Source organism: Kitasatospora sp. NPDC004615 (genome assembly GCF_042873545.1).
GTDB lineage: Bacteria > Actinomycetota > Actinomycetes > Streptomycetales > Streptomycetaceae > Kitasatospora.
Genome location: NZ_JBIALQ010000001.1, coordinates 1,360,186 through 1,382,961, shown reverse-complemented (window position 1 = coordinate 1,382,961; position 22,776 = coordinate 1,360,186). Strand labels below are relative to the sequence as shown.

The following is a 22,776-nucleotide window of genomic DNA, read 5'->3' as shown; positions in this document are numbered from 1 at the left end:
GGTGGTACCTATGGTGGTGCCCATGGCTCAAGTCGAACTGCGTCACCTGCGCTACCTGCTCGCCGTCGCCGAGCAGGGCAACTTCACCCGCGCCGCCGAAGAACTGCACATCTCGCAGCCCACGCTCTCCCAGCAGATCAAGCAGCTGGAGAAGACCCTCGGCGTTCAGCTGCTGGACCGCAGCGGCCGCACCGTGCGGCTCACCGACGCGGGCGCCGTCTACACCGATCGCGCCCGGCGCGCGCTGCGCGACCTGGCCGCCGCCGAACGCGCCGTCCACGACGTGCAGGACCTCAGCCGCGGCCACCTGCGCCTCGGCGTCACGCCGACGTTCACCGCGTACCTGGTCGGCCCGCTCGCGGCCGAGCTGCACAGCCGCCATCCCGGTATCGACCTCACGCTGACCGAGGCCACCCAGGACCGCATCGAGGCGGCCCTGCTCGCCGACGACCTCGACCTCGGCATCGCCTTCGCCGGCGACCACCTCCCCGGCCTGGCCGGCACGCCGCTGTTCACCGAGACGCTCGCCCTGGTGGCCGGCACCGAACGGGCCCGCGCCATGCCCGACCCGCTACCGGTCAAGGCCCTCAAGGACAAGCAACTCGCGCTGCTCACCGGCGACTTCGCCACCCGAGGGCACATCGACGAGTACTTCGCGCGCCATCGCAGCACCCCGCGCATCTCGGTCGAGGCCAACTCCATCCAGGCGCTCACCGAGATCGTTCGACGGACCGACCTGGTCACCGTCCTCCCCGACGCCCTCACCCACGACCACCCCCACCTCGCCCCCGTCCCCCTCGACCCGCCCCTGCCCACCCGCACCGTCACCCTGCTGCACCGCGAGGGCGCCTATCAGAGCGTCGCCGCCCACGCCTTCACCCGCATCACCCGCGACCTCGTCCGCAGCCGGGGGTACACGCTGCCCCAGTGAGCGAGCGGCCCAGGCGGAGGGGGAGTTGAAGAGGAGGTGCGCGAGGGGCGCAAGGTGTGGCGCCGGGGCGCGGGCCGGGCGGTCGTGCTGCTGCGGCACGGGAGGAACGCTACGCCGACGAACCGGCCGTGCCGATAACGCACAGGACGCCACGCCAACTCCCAGGAAGGCGCACGCTCTTGGACGGCTCCTTGACGACCGCGATGGCCGATGTCGCGGTCATCCTGCTGATCGGACTGCTCCTGTCGCCGCTGCGCACCCGGCTGCGCCAGCCGGTGGTGGTCGGTGAGATCGCGGTGGGGGTGATCCTCGGTCCGAGCGTCCTCGGGCTGTTCCCGGGCGACCTTCCGCACCTGCTGTTCCCGCCCGAGGCCCGGGTGCACCTCCTGGGGATCGCCCAACTGGGCATCGTCTTCACGCTGTTCGCCGCCGGGTGGGAGCTCGACCTGAAGCAGCTGCACGGGCGGATCCGCGTCGTGCTGGCCGTCACCGTCACCTCGGTCGCGGTCCCCCTCGCCTGCGCGGCGGCCCTGGCGGCCGCCCTCACGGCCGGCCGGCCGCACCTCGTCGGTGGGGCCGGTTCCCCGGTGCTGCTGACGGTGTTCCTGAGCATCGTCCTGTCGGCCACCGCGCTGTCGGTGATGGCGCGCATCGTGGGGGAGAACCGGCTCCAGGCCACCCGGACCGGCGCGATGGCCGCGGCCTGCGGGGCGCTCACCGACCTCGCCGTGTGGTGCGCCGTCGCCTGCCTCGCCCCCGCGGCGCACGGCGACGGCGCGAGCCACCTCGTTCTCGCCCTCGTCGAACTCGCCTGCTACTCGGCGGGGATGGCGTTCCTGGTCCGCCCGCTGCTGCGACGACTGCTCCGCCGCCCGGCCGGCGGTGGGCACCCGTCGCTCGCCCTGCTGGCCCTCGGCAGCGGGGTCCTGCTGTCCGCCTGGACCGCCTCCTTCCTCGGCGTTCACCCGGCGGTCGGCGCGTTCGCCTTCGGGCTCGTCATGCCGCGCGACGCCGCGCAGGGGTTGCGGCAGGCCGTCGAGGCGCCACTGCGCAACGCCGGGGCGCTGCTGGTGCCGGTGTTCTTCGCGCTCACCGGCCTGTCCGTGGACCTCGGCGGACTCGGCTTCGCGGGCCTGGCGGCGGCTCTGGTGGTCCTGGCCGTCATCTGGGGCGGCAAGTTCGCCGGTGTCCGGATCGGCGCCCGGCTGGTCGGCGTGCCGCGCCGCGAGGCGGTGGCCGTGGGCGTACTGCTCAACACCAAGGGCCTCGGCGAGGTCCTCATCCTGACGATCGGCCGCGACCTCGGCATCATCGGCGACCGGCTCTTCACGATCCTGCTCGTCGCCGCCGTTTCCGCGACCCTGCCCGTCAACCCGATCATCCGGCGCCTCACCCGTTCGACCGAAGCGGCAGCCGGCACCGCCGTCCTGCCCCACCAGCAGGTCGCCGTCGGCGGTTCCGTGGGTACCGACGACGCCCACAGGGCGTGAACCGTGTCTGCCCGGGCGGTTTGCCGAAGTGGCAACACGGCTTGTTCGCCGTCAACTGTGCGCAGCACCATCGGGGTTGATCCGTCGGGCGACGGATCCGGCGCGCAGTGGGCCGGGATCTCGGGAGGTTTCATGTCAGCAGGGACCGCAGGCGTCACCCATCGGTTGGTCTCCTCGCCCGCCGGCCGGATCCACCTGGTGGAGCAGGGCACCGGGCCGCTGGTTCTGCTGGTGCACGGGTTTCCGGAGTCCTGGTACTCCTGGCGTCACCAGTTGCCGGCGCTGGCTGCGGCCGGGTACCGGGCGGTCGCCGTCGATGTCCGTGGGTACGGGCGTTCCAGCAGGCCCGGGGAGATCGACGGGTACCGGATGCCCGACCTGGTCGAGGACAACGTCGCCGTGGTGCACGCCCTGGGTGAGGAGCGGGCGGTGGTCGTCGGCCACGACTGGGGCTCGGTCATCGCCGCGAACTCCGCTCTGGCCAGGCCGGACGTCTTCCGCGCGGTGGGGCTGCTGAGCGTGCCCTACCGCCCGCGGGGCGGGCCGAGGCCGAGCGAGATCTTCGGGCGGATGGGCGGCGACGAGGAGTTCTACATCTCCTACTTCCAGGAGCCGGGCCGGGCGGAGGCCGAGATCGAACCGGACGTGCGCGGCTGGCTCGCGGGCTTCTACGCAGCGCTGTCCGCCGACACGATGCCCGCGGCCGACGCGCCCGACCCGCATTTCGTGGTCCGGGGCGGCCGGCTGCGGGACCGGTTCCCGGTCGGGCGGCGGCCTGCCTGGCTCAGCGCGGAGGACCTCGACGTGTACGCCGGAGAGTTCGAACGAACCGGTATGAGCGGCGGGTTGGCGCGCTACCGGAACATGGACCGCGACTGGGAGGACCTCGCCGCCTTCGACGGTGTCGCCATCACCCAGCCGTCGCTGTTCGCCGGCGGCGGCCTGGACGCCTCCACCACCTGGATGGCCGATGCGATCGCGGCATACCCGGAGACCCTGCCGGGCCTGCTCTCCTGTCACGTCCTCGACGGCTGCGGGCACTGGATCCAGCAGGAACGCCCCGCCGAGGTCAACCGGCTGCTGGTCGACTGGCTGGAGTCCCTGCCCTCCTGAAGCGGCCCGCGACGGGAGGCCTGGAGCGGGGTCAGTCCTGGGCGCGGCTCAGGATCCAGACGGCATAGGCGTCGTTCGCGGGGTGCAGCTGGTAGGTGCCCGCCCGCAGGTCGGCGCGCAGGCCGGCGGCCGTCAGGTCCGCCTCGAACTCGGCCGGGGTGTAGGTGCGGGCGTGCGCCGGGGCGTCCTGGAGGTGGAAGCCGACCAGGATGCGGCCGTTCTCGGCGAGGACGGCGCGCATGGCGCGCAGGGCCTCGCGTTCGGTGTCCTCGGCCAGGTAGAGCATGACGTTGCCGACGCAGACGACCAGGTCGAACGGGCCGTCGTCGGGGCGGAGGTCGAGGATGTCGCGCTCCTGGATCGGCAGCCCGGGGTAGGTCTCCCGGGCCTGCCGGACCAGTGCCTCGTCGGGCTCGATCGCGACCACGTCGTGCCCGCGCCGCAGCAGGGCCGCGGTGACCCGGCCCATGCCGGCCCCGGCGTCGAGCACCCGGGCGCCGCGCGGCAGGAGCGTGTCGGCGAGTCGGGCCTCGCCGTCGATGTCCTCGCCGGTGGAGACGAGCTCGGCGAACCGCTTGCCGAAGTTTCCGCTGTTTCCCGCCTCCTGCCAGCGGGTTCGCCGCGTCGCCGTCGGTATGGGCTCGTCGTGTGCCGGGGTGGTGCTGTCCATGGTCCGCATCCTACGGCGATGACGAAGCTGCCGGTCAGGGGCAGTGAACGGCCGGCGATCAGTTCCGGGCGCCGACGGCGGTCGTCGTCAGGGCCGGCAGGCGCATCGGGGGCTTCCTCGCACGGTCGGGATCGAGCGGGATCCCGACCGTGCACGTGGCCGCCCTGCCGCAGCGGAGCGGCCCGCGGTGGGGGAGTCGCCTGGCGGCACCTACGCGAACCCCCACCGGGCGGCGGAACCGGAGGAACGACGGCCGGCCCCCGCCGATCCGGCCGCGCCGCCCGTGTCCACCGCGGCGGGGCCGGTGCCGGCGGTGGGTCAGGAGGGCTGAGCGAGGGTGGCGGCTTCGGTGGCGGTGGTGATGGTGCCGAAGCGGGGGAAGGTGTGGCGGAAGGCGTGGTCGTGTTCCTCGGCGGTGAGGGCGGCCATGGCGTCCTCGACGAAGTGGACCTTGTAGCCGTGGTCGACGGCGGCGCGGGCGGTGGATTCGACACCCATGTTGGTGACCAGGCCGGCCAGGACGAGGGTGTCGATGCCGCGCTCGCGCAGGTGGGTGTCGAGTTCGCCGCTGTGGAAGGCGCCGATGGCCTGCTTGGTGAACAGCAGGTCGCCCTCGGCGAGGACGCCGTCGACCAGTTCGCTGCCCGGGGGCTGCTCGGGGATGCCCGGGCGGTGCACCTGGACCACGACGACGGGGACGCCGGCGGTGCGGTAGGCGTCGGCGAGGGTGCGCGCGGTCGCCACCACCTCGCGGCCGCTGCGCGGCTTGAACTCCAGGTCGACGATGCGGGTTTGGAGGTCGATGAGCATCAGGGCGAGGCGTCCTTGAGTAGTCACGGGGTGACTCTAGCGAGTGCCGGCGCACCCGCGTGCCGCGAGGGGAGAAGGGAGCGGGGCCGGGGTCCGGGACCGGCCCCGCCAACGGGGTGTCAGGGGGTGGGCTCCGTTTCGACGAGGAGGGTGGCGCGGACGTCGGCGACGGCCTTCTCCAGGGATTCGGGGTCGGCGGCCTCGACCAGGACGGCGGCGGGGCGGTCGGCCGAGCAGCGGATCGGGCCGACGGTGTCACCGGGGCGGACGCCCACGTGGACGCGGGCGACGCCGGGGCGGCCGCGCAGGTCGGCGGCGCCGTGGACGGCGACCACCCGGCCGGGCGTGGCGGTGGGGAACAGGCTTGCGCTGCAACGGAGTTGGCGGGCGCGTTCGACCGCCGGGGTGGGCAGGCCGAGGGCGAGCCGGACCACGGCCTCGTACAGGTCGAGGCCGTGCACCAGGCCGACGGCGTCCATGATCGAGTCGCCGGGGGTGCGGACGGCGACCTCGATGATGGCGGGGCCGTCGGCGGTGAGCCGGAATTCGAGGTGGACGATGCCGGTGCGCATGCCGAGCGCCTCGACGACCTGGCGGCCGAGTTGTTGACCGGCCGCCACGGTGGCGGGGGCGGCGGTGCCGACCCGGTGCGCCACCTCGACGAAGTACGGCGCGGGGCCGGTCTCCTTCTCGGTGACGTTGCCGAGCAGCACCTGCCCGTCCCGGACCAGGCCCTCCCAGCTGAACTCCGGTCCGGTGACGGCGGATTCGACCAGCAGCCGGCCCTCGCCGTCGCGGCGTCGCACCGCGTCCGCCCAGGCGGCGGCGTCCGGGACCAGCTCGACGCCGGAACTGCCGGACGAGGAGAGCGGTTTGACGACGACGGGCAGCCGTTCGGCGGCCCAATCGGCGGCGGCGCCGAGCCGTTCGGTGACGGTGGAGGCGGGTTGCGGGAGCCCGGCCGCGGCGAAGACCGCCCGCTGGAGCGCCTTGTTGCGGGAGACCACCGCGGCGCCCAGCGACGGCCCGGGCAGGCCGTGCCGCCCGGCGGTGAGCGCCGCGGCCAGCACCTGCGGTTCGCCGAGCGCCAGCACCCCGTCAGGGGACCAGCGGGCGGCGGCGCCGAGGGCGGCCTCGGACCACTGTTCCTCGGCCGTCCCGGCGACCGGGAAGACCTCGTCGACCAGGTCGCGCAGCAGGGCCGCCCGGCCGGGTGTCTCCACCAGGCCGACGGAGGCCCGCAGCCGCTTGGCGGCGATCAGGTAGGGCAGGCCGAGTTCACCGACCCCGACCAGCAGCAGTTTGGGCATGGTCGGTGTCCTCTCAGCGCGCGGGGGCGGGGGCGGGTTCGGCGGCGGGTTCCTCGGACTTGTTCAGGCCGAGCTCCTCGGAGAAGGAGGTCTTCCGGTAGGCCAGCCACATGAACAGGCCGGGGACGGCGGCGACCAGCGTCATGATCACCACGGTCGGGCGGTAGATGTTGCCGGCGAGGAGCGCGGCGGCGAGCGCGGCACCGGCGGGGCTGGTGCTGTTCATCAGGGTGCGCATGAAGGTCATGGTGCGGCCGCGGACCTCCGCCGGGATGCGGACCATCCGCACCACCTGCGAGGAGACCGTCATCGGCGCGGAGAGCAGGTCGGACAGGACCAGGCCGATCAGAATCACCGGCAGGTTGAGGATCAGCAGCAGGCCGAGCGAGGCGCCGGCGAAGATCTGCAGCAGGCCGATCCGGCCCATCTGCTTGTCGGAGGGCTTGAGCGCGCCGGCGATCAGCGAGCCGATCAGGCCGGCGCCGTTGGCGGCGGCGAGCAGCAGGCCGAGGGTCTCGGCGCCGCCGGGCAGCGCGTTGTGGGCGAGCCACGGGTTGGTGACGCGCAGCATGCCCATCGCGCAGTTGAACAGGGCGAAGCCGACGGTGATGCTCAGCAGCACCTTGTCCTGCTTGAGCAGGGCGAACACCGGGCCCCAGCCCCAGTTTCCGGACTTGGGCTTCTTCCCGGTGGCGGTGGGGGCGGCCGGGGCGGCGGGTTCGGGACGGGAGAGCGGGGCGCGGATCGCCCAGATGGCCAGCGCGAAGAGCAGGTAGCTGGCCGCGTCCAGGGCGAGCACCGCCTCGCCGCCGATCACCGGGATGAGCACACCGCCGAGCGCCGGACCGGCGAAGCCGGCCGCGCCATACGCGATGGTCTCCAGCGCCGCGGCGGGCTGCAGCTGCTCCTTGGGGACCAGCTCGGGCACGATGGTGGGCACCGCGCCGAGCGGCACGATCTTCAGCAGGCCGTAGGTGCCCGCCACCGCGTACAGCTGCCACAGCGGCACGTCGCCGAAGAGCGCGATCAGCGGGACGCCGGCCACGATGACGCCGCGCAGCACCGAGTCGCCGATCAGTACGAACTTGCGGGAGAAGCGGTCGAGCAGCGGGCCGACGAAGGCGCCGCCGACGATGACCGGCATGGTGTAGCAGATGGCGAGCACACCGAGCGCGCCCGCGCCGGCCTTGGAGATGGCCAGCCAGGACAGTGCCGTCCAGGTGGCGCCGTCGCCGAGCAGGTTGAGCACGGAGGCCGACCACAGCAGTCGGTAGTCCCGCAGGCGCAGGACGGACAGGTAGGACTTCATCGGGGATCTCTCATCTCAAAGGGGTCGGGCGGTGGGGCCGGTGCGGCGGGGTGCCGCACCGGCCCGGGGTGCGGGGTGATCAGCCGGTGGGCGCGGCCTGCTGCCAGGCCTCGCGGACGATCCGGGCCGCGTCGGCGGCCCTGGTGCGGATGAAGTAGTGGCCGCCGGAGTCGAGTTCGCACAGCCGCAGGTCGGGGGCGACGAGCTTCCAGTCCTGGTGGTACTGCGGGTACTCGACGGTGGTCTGGTCGTCCTGGGCGACCACGAAGGTCAGCGGCGCCCGCAGCGGGGTGCCGGTCTGCTCGCGCACCGCGAGCAGGTAGCGGTGGCTGGATTCGACGTCGTGCCGGAACAGGGTGGCGATGGTGCGGGCGCGGTCCATGGCCAGGCCGTCGTCGATGCTGTAGCCGGTGCGCTCGATCAGCCAGTCGACGATGTCCTGGTCGGACATGCCGTGCAGGATGCCGATCGCCTCGTGGATGTCCTCGACGGGGTTGAGCAGCTTGGCGCCGATGACCAGGTGGCGCAGGTCGGCCTCGCGGCGCTCCAGCTCCCGGGCGGTCTCCACGGCGACCGAGGCGCCGCCGCAGTGGCCCCACAGCAGGACCGGGCCGTCGATGTGCCGGGTGATCTCCTCGGCGACCAGGCGGCCGGTGGCGGCGGCGTCCAGGCACGGTTCGTCGGAGCGGTGCAGGTCGTGGCCGGGCAGTTCGACGGCGTACACCGCGATCCGGTCGTCCAGGGCGGCGAGTTCGCGGGCCAGCGGGACGAAGTTGGCCGCGTTGCCAGCCGCGTACGGGAAGCAGATCAGCGTCGCGTCGGGGGTGCCGTCGGGCACCGTGAGCGGCTGGAGGTGGCCGGGCTGCTCGTCGTTCTGTTCGGCGGAGCGTTCGGCGGCGGCGGCCAGGTCGCCGAGGACGGGGTAGCGCATCACGTCGACCAGCGAGACGGTGCCGTCGAGCAGCATGCCGACCCGCAGCGCGGCCAGTGAGTTGCCGCCGAGTTCGAAGAAGTCGTCCCCGGCGCCGATCCGCGAGGCGGGCACGCCCAGCACCTGCGACCAGGCCTCGGCGATCCGGCGCTGCACGGCGGACGGGCCGCCGGTGGTGGGTGCGGTGGCCGGCGCGGGGGCCTCCAACTCCGCGTCCGGGGGCAGGAGTTCGCGGTCCTCGGGGGCGAGGGCCAGCTCCGGGGTGACGGACGGGCCGTCGGGGTCGGCGGTCATCAGGTCGAGGACGGTGAGGTAGTAGCCGCCCATCCGGTCGATCTGCTCGCTGTTCAGCACGTCGGCGTGGTGGTGCAGGCTGAGCCGCACGTTGTCCTCGAAGAAGTGCCGGGAGAACTCGGCCCGCAGCACGAACTCGGTCTCCGCCTGCACCTGCACGTCCAGCAGCGCGAACTCGGGGAGCTTCTTCAGCTCCTTCAGCAGGTAGAAGTGGGTGAAGTTGAAGACCGTCTCGAACAGCGGCCGGTGGGCGCCGGCGTCCTGCTTCATCCGCGCCATCGGGTAGCGCCGGTGCGGCAGCAGGTCGATTTCGGCCCGGTAGACCGAGCGGATCAGCTCGGCCCAGCTGCCGCCGGACAACTCGATACGGAACGGCACGGTGTTGAGGAACATGCCGATCGAGCGGTCGGCGCCCTCCAACTCCGGTCGCCCGCTGTGCTCGTAGCCGGTCAGCACGTCGGTGCGGCCGGCCAGCAGGCCGAGCACCCGCAGGTGGGCGGCGAGCAGCACGTTCTTCACGGGGACGCCGAGCTGGTCGGCGAGGCGGACGATCCGGGCCGACAGTTCGGCCGGGATCGGCACCGGGCGGATGCCGACCGCGAACTCCTCGCTGTCCGGCACGGCCGGGCGCGGCACCGCGGTGCTCTCCGCGCCGTCCAGCATGCCCGCCCAGAACTCACGCGCGGCCGGGGAGTTCAGCGCGCGCAGCTCCAGGCCGACGTGGTTGCGCAGGTGGTCGCCGGGCGCCTCGGGCATCGGGCGGCCGTCGCGCAGCCGGTAGTAGATGTCGAACAGCCGGGTGTGGACGAGGTTGATGCTCCAGCCGTCCAGCGCCGAGTTGTGCAGGCTGATGTTGTACCGGTACAGGTCGTCGCGCAGCACCTGGACGTGCAGGCTGATCAGGCCCGGCTCCTCCCAGCGGAAGCGCCGGCCGCGCTCCTCCTTCACCCACTGCTCGTACCAGAACTGCTGGGCGTCGGGGGTGCGTCCGCGCAGGTCGGTGATGGTCAGCGGCAGCGGCACCTCGGAGCGGACGATCTGCAGCGACTCGGAGAAGCCGGTCAGGTGGAAGGTGGTGCGCAGGATCGGCGCCTGCTCGACCAGGATCCGCACCGCCTCGGCGAACAGCCCGGCGTCGAACGGGCTGGTGATCAGGTAGCTGATGATGTCGTGGTACTGCGCGGTGCCGCGGGTGATCTCGCTCTGGAAGATCAGGCCGGCCTGAAGCATCGACATCGGGTAGGCGTCCTGGGCGTCGGCGGGCAGCAGCGCCCGGTCGGCCTCGGAGATCAGCGAGAGGGGTGCGAACTCCTGGCTCTCGCCGGTGCGTTCGGCGCCCTCCCGGTCGAGCAGGGCGGCCAGTTCGGCGACGGTCGGGTGCTGGAAGAACTCCTGGAAGGTGAACTCCAGCCCGTGCCGGCGGCTGCGGGCCAGCACGCTGACGAAGTGGATCGAGTTGCCGCCGAGCGCGAAGAACGAGTCGTGCGCGCCGACCCGCTCCAGGCCCAGCACCTCGCCCCAGATCCCGGCCAGCCGCTGCTCGGTGGCGCCGCTCGGCGCGGTGTACTCCGGCCCGGTGAAGGTGTCCGCGGGCAGCGGCAGGGCGCGCCGGTCGAGCTTGCCGTTCGGGGTGACGGGCAGCGCGTCCAGGCGCACCACGCGGGCCGGGACGAGGTGTTCGGGCAGCGCGGCCCGCAGGTGCTCCTTCAGTTCGCGCTCGTCGGGGCCGCCGGCCGGGGCGACCGCGTAGCCGTGCAGCTGGAGCTGCCCGTCCGCGCCGCGGTGCGGGACCACCACGGCCTCGGTGACGGCGGGGTGGCGGCGCAGCTGCTCCTCGATCTCGCCGGGCTCGATCCGGAAGCCGCGGATCTTGACCTGGTTGTCGATCCGGCCCAGGTACTCGACGGTGCCGTCGGGCAGCCAGCGGGCCAGGTCGCCGGTGCGGTAGACCCGCTCCTCGCCGTCGAAGGGCCGCTCGACGAACTTCTCCGCCGTCAGCTCCGGCCGGTGCAGGTAGCCGCGGGCCAGGCCGGTGCCGGCGAGGCACAGCTCGCCGGGCAGGCCGATCGGCTGCGGGCGCAGCTTGTGGTCGACGACGTGCAGGCGGGTGTTGTCGATCGGCGCGCCGATCGGGACGCGGTGGGGACGGCCGTGCACCTCGTGGTGGGTGACGTCGACGGTGGCCTCGGTCGGCCCGTACAGGTTGATCAGCCGGCTGCCGGGCAGCACCTCGGCGAACCGGGCGGCCAGGTGCGGCGGGAGCGCCTCGCCGCTGGCGAAGGCCTGCCGCAGGGTGGCGAGGGCGCCGGTCGCGCCGGTGCCGTGCGCGTAGTCGAGGAAGACCGCGAGCATCGACGGCACGAAGTGCAGGGTGCTGACCCGGTGCCGTTCGACGGTGCGGATGATCGTCTCCGGGTCCTTCTCGCCGCCGGGGGCGAGCAGGCAGACGGCGGCGCCCCGCTGGCCCCACCAGAACAGCTCCCACACCGAGACGTCGAAGGAGATCGAGGTCTTCTGCAGCACCACGTCGCCGGGGGCGATCGGGTAGGCGCGCTGCATCCAGCCGATCCGGTTGACGGCCGAGCGGTGTTCGACGGCGACGCCCTTGGGGTTGCCGGTGGAGCCGGAGGTGTAGATCACGTAGGCGAGGTCGCGGGCGGTGCCGAAGCTCTCCAGGTCGCCGTCGGCGTCCGCGTACGAGGAGGGGTCGTCGAGGTCGACGATCGCGGTGCCGTCGGGCAGCAGGCCCAGGTGCGCGGTGCGGGCGAGGACGAGGGCGGCGCCGCTGTCGCGCAGCAGGTAGTGGACCCGCTCGGCCGGGTAGGACGGGTCGACCGGCAGGTAGGCGCCGCCCGCCTTGAGCACGGCGTACACGGCGGTGAGCATCTCCACCGAGCGTTCGGCGACCACCGGGACGACGGTGTCCGGGCCGACGCCCCGCGCGACCAGGGTGCGGGCCAGCCGGTTGGCGCGGGCGTTGAACTCGGCGTAGCTGACGCTCTCGCCGTCCAGCACGACGGCCGGCGCGTCCGGGGTGGCCCGGACCTGACGCTCGAACAGCTCGTGCAGGCGCGGCCCGTCCTCGAACGGCGCGTCGGTGGCGTTGGCCTCGGCGAGCCGGGCGGCGTCCTGACCGGTGAAGAGCGACAGGTCGCCGAGCGGGGTCTCCGGAGCGGCGGCCCAGCGCTCCAGCAGCAGCGCCAGGTGGGCGCCGAGCCGCCGCGCGGTGCCGGCCTCGTAGCGGCGGCCGTCGCAGTCCACGGTCAGGTACAGGCCGTCGTCCTCGCGGCGGACGTCGAAGCGGACGCCGGCGGCCGGGGCCGCGGCGTGCAGGCCCGCCAGCCGGACCACCACGTCGAACAGCGGGTTGTCGCCGGCCGGGGCGGTCAGCCCGGCCTCCGCGGCGAGCACGTCGAGCGGGTAGTCGCGGTGCTCCAGGGCGCCGAGCACGGCCTCCCGGGTGCGGGACAGCGCGGTGCGCAGGTCGGTGTCCGCGTCCAGCGCGAGGTCCAGCGGCAGGGCGTCGCCGAGCGGCTCGTGGTCGGCCGCCGGGTACGGCTGGGCCAGCGTCAGCTCCTCGCCGGCGCCGTAGCGGTGCAGCAGGGCGGCGACGCCGGCGGTCAGCAGGGTGTGCAGCGCGTCGGGGCTGCCCTTGGTCAACCGGTCGAGCACGGCGGCGAGTTCGGCGCCGAGCGCGGTGTCGGCGGTGACCCGCGGCGCGTCGTCCGGCATGCCGTGGTGCAGGTCGGCGGGGAAGGCGGAGCGGTACCGGCCGGGCCGGATCAGGCCCTTCCAGTAGGCGGTCGCCAGCGGGCGCTGCGCCGCGATGATCTTGCGTTGTCCGAAGGTCTCGTGCTGGGCCATGGTCTTCTCCTCTGGGTGTGGAGCGGGGCCGCCCGGGGCGCGGTTCACAGGTCGAACTCGATGGCGACGGCCGCCGGGGCGACGGTCGGTGCCGCGGGGCGGATCAGCCGGCCGACGGGCGCGTGCGGGTCGGCCAGCGCGCCGTCGACGATGTCGAGCAGCAGGCGGACGAAGGCCTCGGCGGTGGCGCGGTCGAACAGGTCGGTGCTGTACGCCCACACCGCCTCGACGGACTCGCCGGCCTCGTGGAACTGGAGGTTCAGGTCGAACATGGTGTGGGCGGTGTCGGTGTCGGCGAACCGCGGCCGCGCGCCGAGGAAGTCGCCGGGTCCGACCCCGCCGCCCTGGAAGGCGAGCATCGCGTCGAACAGCGGGTTGCGGCTGTAGTCCCGCTCCCCGGCGACCAGTTCGACCAGGGTGTCGAACGGCTGGTCCTGGTGGGCGAAGGCCTGCACCGCCTGGTTGGCGACCGCCCGCAGGTGGTCGGCGAACGGGGTGCCGGGCTCGAATCGGCTGCGCAGGCAGACCGTGCCGGCGAACATGCCGGGCAGCCGCTCGGTGCCCGGCACCGTCCGCCCGGCGGTGGGGACGCCCGCGGTGACGTCGTGGCTGCCGGTCACCGCGGACAGGAACAGCGCGTGCGCGGCGGCCAGGAAACCGAACACGGTCACCCGGTGGCGGGACGCCAACTCCCGTATCGCACGGGTGCGTTCGGGCCCGAGGTCGAAGGCGGTCCGGTCGCCCGCGGTGCCCCGGGTGGCGGGCCGCGGCCGGTCCACCGGCAGGTCGGCGGCGGGCTGCGGCTCGGCGAACAGCTCCAGCCAGTACGGCCGGTGCTCGCGTTCGGCCATCGCCTCGCCGTGCTGCCGCCACCAGTGCGCGTAGTCGCGGTACTGGTGCTTGGGCTCGGGCAGCGGCACGCCCCGGTACAGATCGGCCAGTTCGGCCAGCAGCACCGCCACCGAGGTGCCGTCCGCGACGATGTGGTGGACGTCCAGCAGCAGCCGGTCGTGGTCGCCGCGCGGGAAGAACGCGGCGCGCAGCAGCGGCGGTTCGGCCAGGTCGAAGGGCCGCAGCAGCTCGCGCACCGTCCGCTCCTCGCGCTCCAGCGCGAACGGCACCTCGGACAGCACCCGCTGCCGGGGCTCGTCGCCGTCGTGCACGAAGGCGGTGCGCAGCACCTCGTGACGCGCGATCAGCTGCCGCAGTGCCGCCTCCAGCGCGTCCGCCCCGACCTGCCCGGCGGGCAGGTCGACCACCAGCGGGACGTGGTACTGGGTTGTCGACGGGTCCTTCAACTGCTCGACGTAGAGCCTTTTCTGCTGCGGGGTGACCGGGTGGTCGGGCAGCTCGGGCGCGGTCGGCAGCTCCCGGACGCCCGCGTCGGCGGGCCAGTCGGCGGCCTCGGCGAACGCCGCGCGCAGCAGCTCGGCGACCTCGCGCACCGTCGGGTGGGTGAGGATCAGCACGCCCGAGAAGTCGACGGCGTACTCCCGCTGGACGTCCCCCGCGAGCATCGCGGCGGTCAGCGAACTCGCGCCCAGGTCGAAGAAGTCGTCGTCCAGGCCGACGAGTTCACGGCCGAGTACCTGCTGCCAGCGTTCGCACAGGAAGCGCTCCAGCTCGTCGCGCGGGGCGGCGTAGCCGGCATCGGGTGCGGCGGCCTCCGGCAGTGGCAGCGCCGCCCGGTCGACCTTGCCGTTGCGGGTGAGCGGCAGCGCGTCCAGCCGGACGATCCGGGCCGGCACCAGGTGCTCGGGCAGCCGGGCCGCCAGGGCGGTGCGCAGGGCGGCCGGGTCGGCGGCGGCGTCGGCCGCGACGTACCCGCACAGGTACTTCTCGCCGGTCTCCGGGTACTGCCGGGCCACCACCACGGCCTCGCGCACGCCTGGCTCCCGCATCAACTGCTGGGCGACCTCGGCGGGTTCGACGCGGAAGCCGCGGATCTTGACCTGGTGGTCCACCCGGCCGAGGAACTCCAGCGCGCCGTCGGGCAGCAGCCGCACCCGGTCGCCGGTGCGGTACAGCCGCCCGCCGCCGCCGAAGGTGTCGGGGACGAAGGCCCGCTCGTCCAGGTCGGGCCGGCCGAGGTAGCCCGCGGTCAGGCCGTCGCCGCCCACCAGCAGCTCGCCGGGGACGCCCACGGCCTGCAGTCCGCCGTCCGGATCGACCACGTACGCCGTGGAGTTGGCGATCGGCCGGCCGATCGGGATGCGCTCGCCGAGCGGGCGGGTGACCGGGTGGGTGGTGGAGAAGGTGGTGTTCTCGGTCGGCCCGTAGCCGTTGGTGACCTTCAGGCCCGGGCAGGCGGTGAGCAGCTTGTCGATGTGCGGGACGGACAGCGCGTCGCCGCCGACCAGCAGTTCGCGCAGGCCGGTGAGCAGGGCCGGGTCCTGGTCGACCAGTTGGTTGAAGAGGGCGGCGGTCAGCCACATGGTGGTGATGCCGCGTTCGCGCACCGCCCGGCCGAGCGCCCGGGCGTCCAGGATCACGGAGTCGTCGACCAGGTGCAGGGTGCCGCCGTTCAGCAGCGGCCCCCAGATCTCCAGCGTGGCGGCGTCGAAGACCGGCGCGCCGGTCTGCAACACCCGGGTGTCCGGGCCGAGTTCGGCGAAGTCGCTGCCCCGCACCAGGCGCACCACGCTGCGGTGGTTGATCGGCACGCCCTTGGGCCGGCCGGTGGTGCCGGAGGTGTACATCACGTACGCCGTCGCTTCGGCGGCCGCCGGACTGTCCGGGCCGGTCGGGTCGCCGTCGGCGGTGTCCCAGGACAGGAGCGGCAGCGGGCCCGGGAGGCCCGGGTCGGAGGTGAGCATCAGCACCGCGCCGCTGTCGGCCACCGTGTACGCGACCCGCTCCTCGGGGTGGCCCGGGTCGACCGGCACGTATGCCGCGCCTGCCCGCAGCACCGCCAGGGTGGCGACCACCATCGCGGCGGTGCGCTCGGCGCGCAGCGCGACCCGGCTGCCGGGGACGACCCCGGCGGCGCGCAGCCGCCCGGCCAACCGGGCGGAGCGGCGGTCGAGTTCGGCGTAGCTCAGGGACTCGCCGTCCGGGCCGACCAGTGCGGTGCGCTCGGGGTGGGCGGCGGCCTGCTCGGCGAACAGCGCGGGCAGCGAGGCGTCGCGCGGGTAGTCCACGGCGGTGGCGTTGACCTCGTGCAGCACGAAGTCGCGCTCCTGCGCGCCGATGATGCCGGTGTCGGCGACGCGCTGGTCGGGCCGCTCGGCGAGGGCGTCGAGCACCAGGGCGAGGTGCCGGGGCAGGGCCTCGGCGAGGGCCGGGTCGACGGCGTCGGCGTGCACCCGGACGTCGAGCCGCAGTTCGGCGCCGTCCTCGGTGGCGCACACGGCGAGGTCGAACGGCAGTGGGTGCGCGGCGAGCGCCTGCGGGGTGTCGGCGAGCAGCACGCTCTGCGGGCCGGTGCCGCCGTCGGCGGTGCGCAGCGCCTCGGCGGCGAGGGCGGTGAACTCGGCGAGGGTGGCGGCCGGATCGACCCCCACCTCGACGGCGGGCAGCGGCCGGCCGGCCGCGTCCAGGCGGCCGAGCGGGACCAGGTCGGCGCCGGTGTACTTGCGCAGTACCAGTAACAGGGCGGCCAGCGGGTCACCGCCGGTGCGGGGCAGGCGGACGGTGGTGTGCCGCAGGTCGCAGCGGCCGGTGCAGGGCCGGGCGCCGGGCAGGTCGAGCGGCCGCTCGGGACGCTCGGGAGGTCGGGAGTGGGGTGGATCGGCGGGTGCGCCGAGGCGATGGCGGTCCACGGACGTGCGCTCCTTCGATGGTGGGACGGACACGGTTGGGCCGGGTCTGGTGCTCGGGGACGCGCGGCGGTGAGCCACCCGGCGGCCCCGGTCGGGGGCGGGCCGGGCGGCGGCCGGTGGAGCGGGGCGGGGCGTGCGGAAGCCTCGTCGCGGCCAAGAGGCTTGTGGCCTGCGACGGGAGGGGCGGAGGAAGGCCCGGTCGGGGGGGGGGGGGGGTCGCTCAGTGGGCGAACACGGGCGTGAAGAGGCGGTCGATCTCGGCGCCGATCCGGCGCAGGGCGTCGTGGTCACGGGCGATGCCGTAGACCACGCCGAGGCAGCCCTGGGTGCCGTCGCGCCAGTCGAGCGGGGCGCCGGGGGTGGCCCGCCACTCGACGTACTGGACGCCGGGGATGGCGCCGATCCGGTCCGCGCCGTTCAGGCTGACGACCTGTCGGGCGGTGGCGGGGGCCACCAGGTAGCGGCGGAAGGCGACTTGGCGGAACGCCGGTCCGTCGTCGGGCAGCGGGAGTCCGAGTGCGGTGCGCAGGGCGGCGGCCAGCAGGTTGTAGCCGGCCGAGCGGCCCAGCACGTCGTTGACGTAGCCGCCGATCCGGCCGTTGACCTCGATGACGCGTGGGCCGCGGTCGGTGAGTTTCAGTTCGGTGTGGGTGACGCCGACGGTGACGCCGAGGGCGTGCAGGGCGCGTTCGGTGAGCGCGGTGCATTGCTCGGTGAGGTCGGCCGGCAGCACGCCGGGCAGGAACTGGCCGACCTCGCGGAACGGTTCGGCCAGCGGGAACTTGCCGGTGACGCAGACGTGTCGGACTTCGCCGTCGCGGACCAGTGACTCCACCGAGACGTAGTCGCCCCAGTCGGCGCCGGCCGCCGCCGGGTCGCCGGTGAGCAGCTCCTCGACGACGTACTCCTCGTCGCCGCCGGCGGTCAACGCGCCGAGCAGGTCGGCCAGTTCGGCGATGGTGTCGACGCGGTGGGTGGCCCGGCTGCCCGCGCCGCGACGGGGCTTGACCACGGCGGGTGCGCCGACCCCGGTCAGCGCCCGGTCGATCTCCGGCGGCTGCCGGACGGCGACGCAGCGTACGGCGTCCACCGCGGCGGCGGCCAGCGCCTCGCGCTGCAGGTACTTGTCGGTGAGCCGGCCCGCGGTCGGGCCGTCGTGGTAGGGCAGGCCGAGCCGGGCGGCGAGTTCCGCCGTGGCGTGTATCGCGTACTCGCTGAAGGTGGTGATGCCGTCCGGCATCAGCTCCGCCAGTGCGCGGGCGGTCTGTTCGGGGTCGGCTCCGGTCTCCAGCACGTCGGCGAACCTGCGCAGTTCGGGCAGGATCCGGGCGACGTGCGGGCGCTCGGGGTCGCACAGCAGGACGACGCGGCACAGGCCGCGGGCGGCGGCGACGATCTCGGCCGGTCCGACCGCCCCCAGGTCGTAGACGACCGCGAGCAGGGGCAGCCGGTGCGGTGAACGCCGGTCGGGGGACACGAAGTTGGGTGCGCTGGACAACTGACCTGCTCCGTTCGAAGGCGTGGGTTCGTACGGCCGGGTGTCGGCGGTCAGCCCCACCCGAGGTCACGGATGAAACGTGTGGACATGGTGATAACCCGTCAGATCCGGGCAGCAATCGGTCATCGCCGCTCAGGAATTACTGTGCATGATCAAAATCGTCGGTGGCGTGTCCGGTGGGGCTCGTATTCTCGCCACGTAAGAAGACGATGGGCGACAAGTGAGGATCAGGTGGAAACCAGTACGCAACTAGATCCATCCGTGGCCCGCGCCGTCGGCGCCGAGGTGTACCGCCACCTCGCCGACCACGGCCCGGCCTCCCTCGCGGAACTCCACGCGGCCCTCGCCGCGGACCGCGTGGACCTCGACTTAGCCGTCCGGCACCTGCTGGAGCTGCGTCTGGTCCGGCAGGCCCCCGACGGGCACCTGCGCGCCGACACCCCGGCCCGGGCGGGAATGGAGGCGCTCGCACCCGCCGTCCGCGACCTGGTCCGGCACCACCGCGAACTCCAGGAGATGCACAGCACCCTGGCCGCGCTGCTGCCCGTCTACGAGTCCAGCACCCTCGGACGGGTCGCCGGAAAGCAGGTGGAACGCCTCACCGATCTGGCGTCGGTGCGCCGCACCATCACCGAACTCGCCGCCCGCAGCACCACCGAGGTGCTCGCCTCCCAGCCCGGCGGCGCCCGCTCGGAGGAGGTGCTCAGCGAATCGCTCCACCGCACCGAGTCCCTGCTGAACCGCGGCGTGCGGATGCGCACCCTCTACCAGCACACCGCGCAGTACGACCAGAACACCGTCGAGTACGTCCGCAAGGTCACCGCACTCGGCGCCGAGGTCCGCACCGTCAGCGACGCCTTCGTCCGGGTGATCGTCTTCGACCGGGCCACCGCCCTGATCGAACTCCGCGACGAACCGCTCGGCGCCGCCCTGGTCCAGGACCCGAGCGTGATCGACTTCGCCGTCGCCTCCTTCGAACGCGCCTGGGTGGCGGCCGACGAGTTCCCCGCCGTGCAGCAGCGCCAGCGCGTCCGGGAGACCTCCAACAACATCAAGTCGTCCATCGTGCGGATGCTGGTGCAGGGCTACGAGGAGAAGCTGATCGCCAAACGCCTCGGCATGTCCGTGCGCACCTGCCAGCGGCACATCTCCGAGATCATGCGCCGGATCGGCGCGCGCAACCGGCTGCACGCCGGCTACCTGCTCCGCGACGAGCTGGCCGGCCTCAGCTTCCCGCCCCCCGACGACGACCTCCCGGCCGGGCCGGCCACCACGGCGGCGCCCGGGGCCGACCACGAGGAGGCGACCGCGGAGGCCGGGAACGCCGCGGCGGCCGACGAGGTCAAGGGGGCCGCCCCACCGGGCACCGTTCCCAGACCCGCCGGCCGCTGCCGCACCGCGGGGTGATCCGCGCTTCGCCCGGCTCTCCCGCCGAACCTCAGCCCGCCATCGGCGGGTTGAGCCGGGCGAAGCCCTCCTGACGGCGGTACGGGTAGTAGGGGTACGGCGCGGTGCGGGCGCTCGCCGCGTCCAGCCGGGCCACCTGCTCCGGCGTCAGCTCCCAGCCCACCGCGCCGAGGTTCTGCCGCAGCTGCTCCTCGTTGCGGGCGCCGATGATCACCGAGGAGACGGTGGGCCGGCGCAGCAGCCAGTTGATCGCCACCTGCGGGACGGTGCGGCCGGTCTCCTCGGCGATCGCGACCAGCGCGTCCACCACGTCGTACAGCAACTCCTCGTCCACCGGCGGGCCGTAGTCCGCGGTGGCGTGCAGGCGGCTGTCGGCCGGGAGCGGGGCGTCGCGGCGGATCCGGCCGGTGAGCCGGCCCCAGCCGAGCGGGCTCCACACCATCGCGCCGACGCCCTGGTCCCGGCCGAGCGGCATCAGCTCCCACTCGTAGTCCCGGCCGACCAGCGAGTAGTAGACCTGGTGCGTGACGTAGCGGGGGCGGCCGTGCCGGTCGGCGGCGGACAGCGACTTCATCAGCTCCCAGCCCGCGAAGTTGGAGGCGCCGGTGTAGCGGATCTTTCCGGCGCGCACCAGGTCGTCCAGGGTGGCCAGCACCTCCTCGACCGGCGTGCCGGCGTCGAAGGCGTGCAACTGGAACAGGTCGATGTAGTCGGTGCCGAGCCGGCGCAGCGCGGCGTCCACGGCGGTGATGAGCCGGGCCCGGGAGGTGCCGGCGTCCAACGGCCCGTCACCGGTGGGCAGTCCGGCCTTGGTGGAGATCAGTACCTGGTCGCGGCGGCCCTTGACGGCCTGGCCGAGGACCTCCTCCGACGCGCCGTCGGAGTAGACGTCGGCGGAGTCGAACATGGTCAGCCCCGCGTCGATCGAGATGTCGAGCAGGCGGCGGGCCTCCCGGGCGTCGGTGGTGCCCCAGTTGCCGAACAGCGGACCGTTGCCGCCGAAGGTGCCGGTGCCCAGGGAGAGGGCGGGGACGACGAGGCCGGACGCGCCGAGGCGGCGGTATTCCATGACGGAAGCTCCTTCGCTAACGGGACTGTGGTGCCGTTAAGATGGGGCGACCGTAACACGTTGCGCCGCGCTAATGGAACAGGAGTCCCGTTAATGAGTTCACCGACCCCTTCGGGCATGCAGCGACCCGGCGGCCGCACCGCCCGCGTCCGGACCGCCGTGCTGCGCGCCGCCGAGGACGCACTCGTCGAGGTCGGCTTCGCCGGACTCGACCTCGGCGACGTCGCCCGGCGCGCCGAGGTCGGGCGCACCACCGTGTACCGGCGCTGGGGAACCGTCGGCGCGCTGCTCGCCGAGGTGCTCACCGACATGGCGGAACAGTCGCTGCCGCGCGCCCGCACCGGATCGCTGCACGGTGACCTGCGCGCCAACGCCCGGCTCGTCCAGCAGACCCTGGCCGACCCCCGGCAGGGCGCGCTCTTCCGGGCCGTGCTGGTCGCCGCCGCCGGAGACCCGGTCGCCGCCGAGGCGCTGCACCGCTTCTACCGGGTCCGGGTGGCGGAATGGGCCCCCTGCGTGACCGAGGCCGTCGAACGCGGCGAACTGCCGGCCGGCACCGACCCGGAGGAAGTGGTCCGGGCCGTCTCCGCGCCGCTCTACTACCGCATGCTCACCACGGCCGAACCGCTGGACGAGGCCGCCGCCGACCGGGCCGCCGCTGCCGCCGAGGCCGCCGCCAGGGCGGGAGCCTTTCGCTGAATCCTCAGCGGTGGCTGCGGTGCATCTCCACGCTCTGTCCGCCGAGGCGGAGCTGACGGACCTTTCGCTGAATCCTCAGCGGTGGCTGCGGTGCATCAGCTCGACGATTTCCCCCGCGGCCCGGCGCAGCGGCTTCCTGCGCAGCCAGGCCAGGTGGACGGGCAGGGGCACGCCGTTCTTGGTGTTGTCGAACTCCAGCACCCGCAGCCGGCCGGCGGCGACCGCCTCCCGGATCGCGTGCGTGGGCAGGTTGGCCCACCCCGCGCCGCCCTGCACCAGGTCGAGTGCGGCTTCCACCGCCTCCACGTGCCACCGGTCGTCGGAGATCAGCAGCCGGCGGTCGGCGGGGTCGTCGGGGCCGGCCAGCACGATCTGGCGGCTGGTGCTCAGGTCCTCCAGCCGCCGCAGGTCGGCGGGCAGGCTGGGCGTGTCGACGGTGGCCGACGCCACGGCGACGAAGGTCACCTCTCCCACGGCGGCCCGGGCCTCCTCCCGGTCCACCTGCGGGGGAGCGGCCATCAGTGCCAGGTCGATGCGCTCCTGGTGCAGCATCGCGCGCACCCGGTCCTGCGGGGCGCGCTGCAGGTTCACGCGCAGCAGCGGGTAGCGGGCGCCGATCCGGATCACGGCGTCCAGCAGCTCCCGGTCCCGGATGCCGGCGGCCACGGCGACGGTGAGCGTGCTCTCCAGGTCCTGCGACAACTGCGCGGCGTGCACCTGGAGCAACCGCAGGCCGCTGGCCAGGGTGCGGGCCTGCGGCACCAGGGCCATCGCCTGCGCGGTGGGCACCGCCTCGCGGTGGGACCTGTCGAACAGCGGGTAGCCGAGCTCGGCCTCGATGTTGGCGATGCCCATGCTGACCGCGGAGGGCACCCGGCGCAGCGCGCGGGCCGCGCCGGAGAAGGAGCCGTGGTCCACTACGGCCAGGATCAGCGTGATGTCGTCGCTGGAGAGCGCCATGCGAGCTCCACCTGTCAGTGTTCCTGAAAGAACCTTGCTTTTTTCGCCAGACTACCTGAACTAGCTTCTTCTCTCTCGGGCAGGCGAAAGAGGAGCAACCACCATGCAGGGGATAAAGCGGAAGCTGGTCTACGTCGGGGGGTACGAGATCCTCGGGCTGGTGATCGGCACCTCGGTGATGACACTGCTGACGGGCGACTCGATGTCCTCCACCGGACCGCTGGCGATCATGATCACCGTCACGGCGACGCTGTGGAACATGGCGTTCAACTACCTCTTCGAGGCATGGGAAGCGCGCCGGGCCGACCGCACCCGCACCGTGTGGCGCCGGATCCTGCACGCGGTGGGGTTCCAGGCCTCGCTGGTCTGCTTCCTCGTCCCGCTCATCGCGTGGTGGCTGGAGCTCACCCTGGTCCGGGCATTCCTGCTCGACCTGACGTTCATCATCTACGTCCCCTTCTACACCTTCGCCTACAACTGGGCCTTCGACCGGATCTTCGGGGTTCCGGCGTCGGCGGTGAACGTCGTGGCTTCGGACGAGCAACTCCTTGTCGCGCAGCCGTAGTTGACGGACGGTCCGGTGTCTGTGGCGGCACCGTCTCGATGGTGTGTTTCTTCATGAAGTTCTCACCGCCGGGGAGTAGGCGGGCGGTCGCCGGG

Annotated in this window: 15 protein-coding genes; 6 read left to right on the top strand and 9 right to left on the bottom strand. The window is 73.5% G+C overall.

Features of this window, described 5'->3' with window-relative positions:
* Window positions 1-22 precede the first annotated feature (22 nt).
* The 3 genes from cynR to ACFYS8_RS06130 all read left to right on the top strand — a co-directional run bounded on the left by cynR (window position 23) and on the right by ACFYS8_RS06130 (window position 3,534).
* Window positions 23-931: a transcriptional regulator CynR gene (gene cynR, locus ACFYS8_RS06140; protein ID WP_387636391.1), complete on the top strand. Its 909-nt coding sequence runs from the start codon at window positions 23-25 to the stop codon at window positions 929-931.
* A 191-nt stretch (window positions 932-1,122) separates the two neighbouring features.
* A complete protein-coding gene (locus tag ACFYS8_RS06135) occupies window positions 1,123-2,421 on the top strand; it encodes a cation:proton antiporter (protein ID WP_387636388.1) in 1,299 nt (432 codons plus the stop codon).
* Window positions 2,422-2,553: 132 nt separating this feature from the next.
* A complete protein-coding gene (locus tag ACFYS8_RS06130) occupies window positions 2,554-3,534 on the top strand; it encodes an alpha/beta fold hydrolase (protein WP_387636386.1) in 981 nt (326 codons plus the stop codon).
* 31 nt (window positions 3,535-3,565) lie between these two features.
* Here ACFYS8_RS06130 and ACFYS8_RS06125 read toward each other — a convergent pair whose 3' ends face one another.
* The 7 genes from ACFYS8_RS06125 to ACFYS8_RS06095 all read right to left on the bottom strand — a co-directional run bounded on the left by ACFYS8_RS06125 (window position 3,566) and on the right by ACFYS8_RS06095 (window position 17,981).
* Window positions 3,566-4,204: a class I SAM-dependent methyltransferase gene (locus ACFYS8_RS06125; RefSeq protein WP_387636383.1), complete on the bottom strand. Its 639-nt coding sequence runs from the start codon at window positions 4,202-4,204 to the stop codon at window positions 3,566-3,568.
* A 318-nt stretch (window positions 4,205-4,522) separates the two neighbouring features.
* Entirely contained in the window at window positions 4,523-5,041 is a 519-nt protein-coding gene (locus ACFYS8_RS06120) for an isochorismatase family cysteine hydrolase (protein ID WP_387636380.1), read from the bottom strand.
* Between the two features lie 92 nt (window positions 5,042-5,133).
* The gene (locus ACFYS8_RS06115; protein WP_387636378.1) at window positions 5,134-6,324 is read right to left on the bottom strand and encodes an ATP-grasp domain-containing protein; all 1,191 of its coding nucleotides are present in this window, start codon (window positions 6,322-6,324) and stop codon (window positions 5,134-5,136) included.
* A 13-nt stretch (window positions 6,325-6,337) separates the two neighbouring features.
* On the bottom strand, window positions 6,338-7,633 hold the full coding sequence (locus tag ACFYS8_RS06110) for an MFS transporter (protein WP_387636375.1): 1,296 nt from the start codon (window positions 7,631-7,633) through the stop codon (window positions 6,338-6,340).
* A 79-nt stretch (window positions 7,634-7,712) separates the two neighbouring features.
* Window positions 7,713-12,722 (bottom strand): amino acid adenylation domain-containing protein, encoded by a 5,010-nt coding sequence (locus ACFYS8_RS06105; protein ID WP_387636373.1) that lies wholly within the window; start codon window positions 12,720-12,722, stop codon window positions 7,713-7,715.
* Between the two features lie 44 nt (window positions 12,723-12,766).
* Window positions 12,767-16,483, bottom strand: coding sequence for an amino acid adenylation domain-containing protein (locus ACFYS8_RS06100; protein ID WP_387636371.1), 3,717 nt, complete (start codon window positions 16,481-16,483; stop codon window positions 12,767-12,769).
* Between the two features lie 220 nt (window positions 16,484-16,703).
* Window positions 16,704-17,981, bottom strand: coding sequence for an acetyl-CoA carboxylase biotin carboxylase subunit family protein (locus ACFYS8_RS06095; protein ID WP_387636369.1), 1,278 nt, complete (start codon window positions 17,979-17,981; stop codon window positions 16,704-16,706).
* 261 nt (window positions 17,982-18,242) lie between these two features.
* On the opposite strand from ACFYS8_RS06095, the gene ACFYS8_RS06090 reads away from it, so the two are divergent.
* Window positions 18,243-19,388, top strand: a complete 1,146-nt coding sequence (locus ACFYS8_RS06090; protein WP_387636366.1) for a LuxR C-terminal-related transcriptional regulator — start codon at window positions 18,243-18,245, stop codon at window positions 19,386-19,388.
* A gap of 31 nt (window positions 19,389-19,419) precedes the next feature.
* Here the strand turns inward: ACFYS8_RS06090 and ACFYS8_RS06085 are convergent, their stop codons facing one another.
* Window positions 19,420-20,457: an aldo/keto reductase gene (locus ACFYS8_RS06085; RefSeq protein WP_387636364.1), complete on the bottom strand. Its 1,038-nt coding sequence runs from the start codon at window positions 20,455-20,457 to the stop codon at window positions 19,420-19,422.
* A gap of 93 nt (window positions 20,458-20,550) precedes the next feature.
* On the opposite strand from ACFYS8_RS06085, the gene ACFYS8_RS06080 reads away from it, so the two are divergent.
* On the top strand, window positions 20,551-21,156 hold the full coding sequence (locus ACFYS8_RS06080; protein ID WP_387636361.1) for a TetR/AcrR family transcriptional regulator: 606 nt from the start codon (window positions 20,551-20,553) through the stop codon (window positions 21,154-21,156).
* 75 nt (window positions 21,157-21,231) lie between these two features.
* On the opposite strand, the gene ACFYS8_RS06075 is transcribed toward ACFYS8_RS06080, so the two are convergent.
* On the bottom strand, window positions 21,232-22,116 hold the full coding sequence (locus ACFYS8_RS06075; protein ID WP_387636359.1) for a LysR family transcriptional regulator: 885 nt from the start codon (window positions 22,114-22,116) through the stop codon (window positions 21,232-21,234).
* 103 nt (window positions 22,117-22,219) lie between these two features.
* Between ACFYS8_RS06075 and ACFYS8_RS06070 the strand changes: the two genes are divergently transcribed.
* Window positions 22,220-22,681 carry a PACE efflux transporter gene (locus tag ACFYS8_RS06070; RefSeq protein WP_387636356.1) on the top strand — a complete coding sequence of 154 codons (462 nt, stop codon included), beginning with the start codon at window positions 22,220-22,222 and terminating at the stop codon, window positions 22,679-22,681.
* Window positions 22,682-22,776: the final 95 nt, after the last annotated feature.

Excerpts from the sequence above, each read along its gene's own strand:
- ACFYS8_RS06130 (WP_387636386.1), top strand. The coding sequence starts at position 2,554 with ATGTCAGCAGGGACCGCAGGCGTCACCCATCGGTTGGTCTCCTCGCCC.
- ACFYS8_RS06085 (WP_387636364.1), bottom strand. The coding sequence starts at position 20,457 with ATGGAATACCGCCGCCTCGGCGCGTCCGGCCTCGTCGTCCCCGCCCTC.
- ACFYS8_RS06110 (WP_387636375.1), bottom strand. The coding sequence starts at position 7,633 with ATGAAGTCCTACCTGTCCGTCCTGCGCCTGCGGGACTACCGACTGCTG.
- ACFYS8_RS06080 (WP_387636361.1), top strand. The coding sequence starts at position 20,551 with ATGAGTTCACCGACCCCTTCGGGCATGCAGCGACCCGGCGGCCGCACC.
- ACFYS8_RS06070 (WP_387636356.1), top strand. The coding sequence starts at position 22,220 with ATGCAGGGGATAAAGCGGAAGCTGGTCTACGTCGGGGGGTACGAGATC.
- ACFYS8_RS06075 (WP_387636359.1), bottom strand. The coding sequence starts at position 22,116 with ATGGCGCTCTCCAGCGACGACATCACGCTGATCCTGGCCGTAGTGGAC.
- cynR (WP_387636391.1), top strand. The coding sequence starts at position 23 with ATGGCTCAAGTCGAACTGCGTCACCTGCGCTACCTGCTCGCCGTCGCC.
- ACFYS8_RS06115 (WP_387636378.1), bottom strand. The coding sequence starts at position 6,324 with ATGCCCAAACTGCTGCTGGTCGGGGTCGGTGAACTCGGCCTGCCCTAC.
- ACFYS8_RS06105 (WP_387636373.1), bottom strand. The coding sequence starts at position 12,722 with ATGGCCCAGCACGAGACCTTCGGACAACGCAAGATCATCGCGGCGCAG.
- ACFYS8_RS06125 (WP_387636383.1), bottom strand. The coding sequence starts at position 4,204 with ATGGACAGCACCACCCCGGCACACGACGAGCCCATACCGACGGCGACG.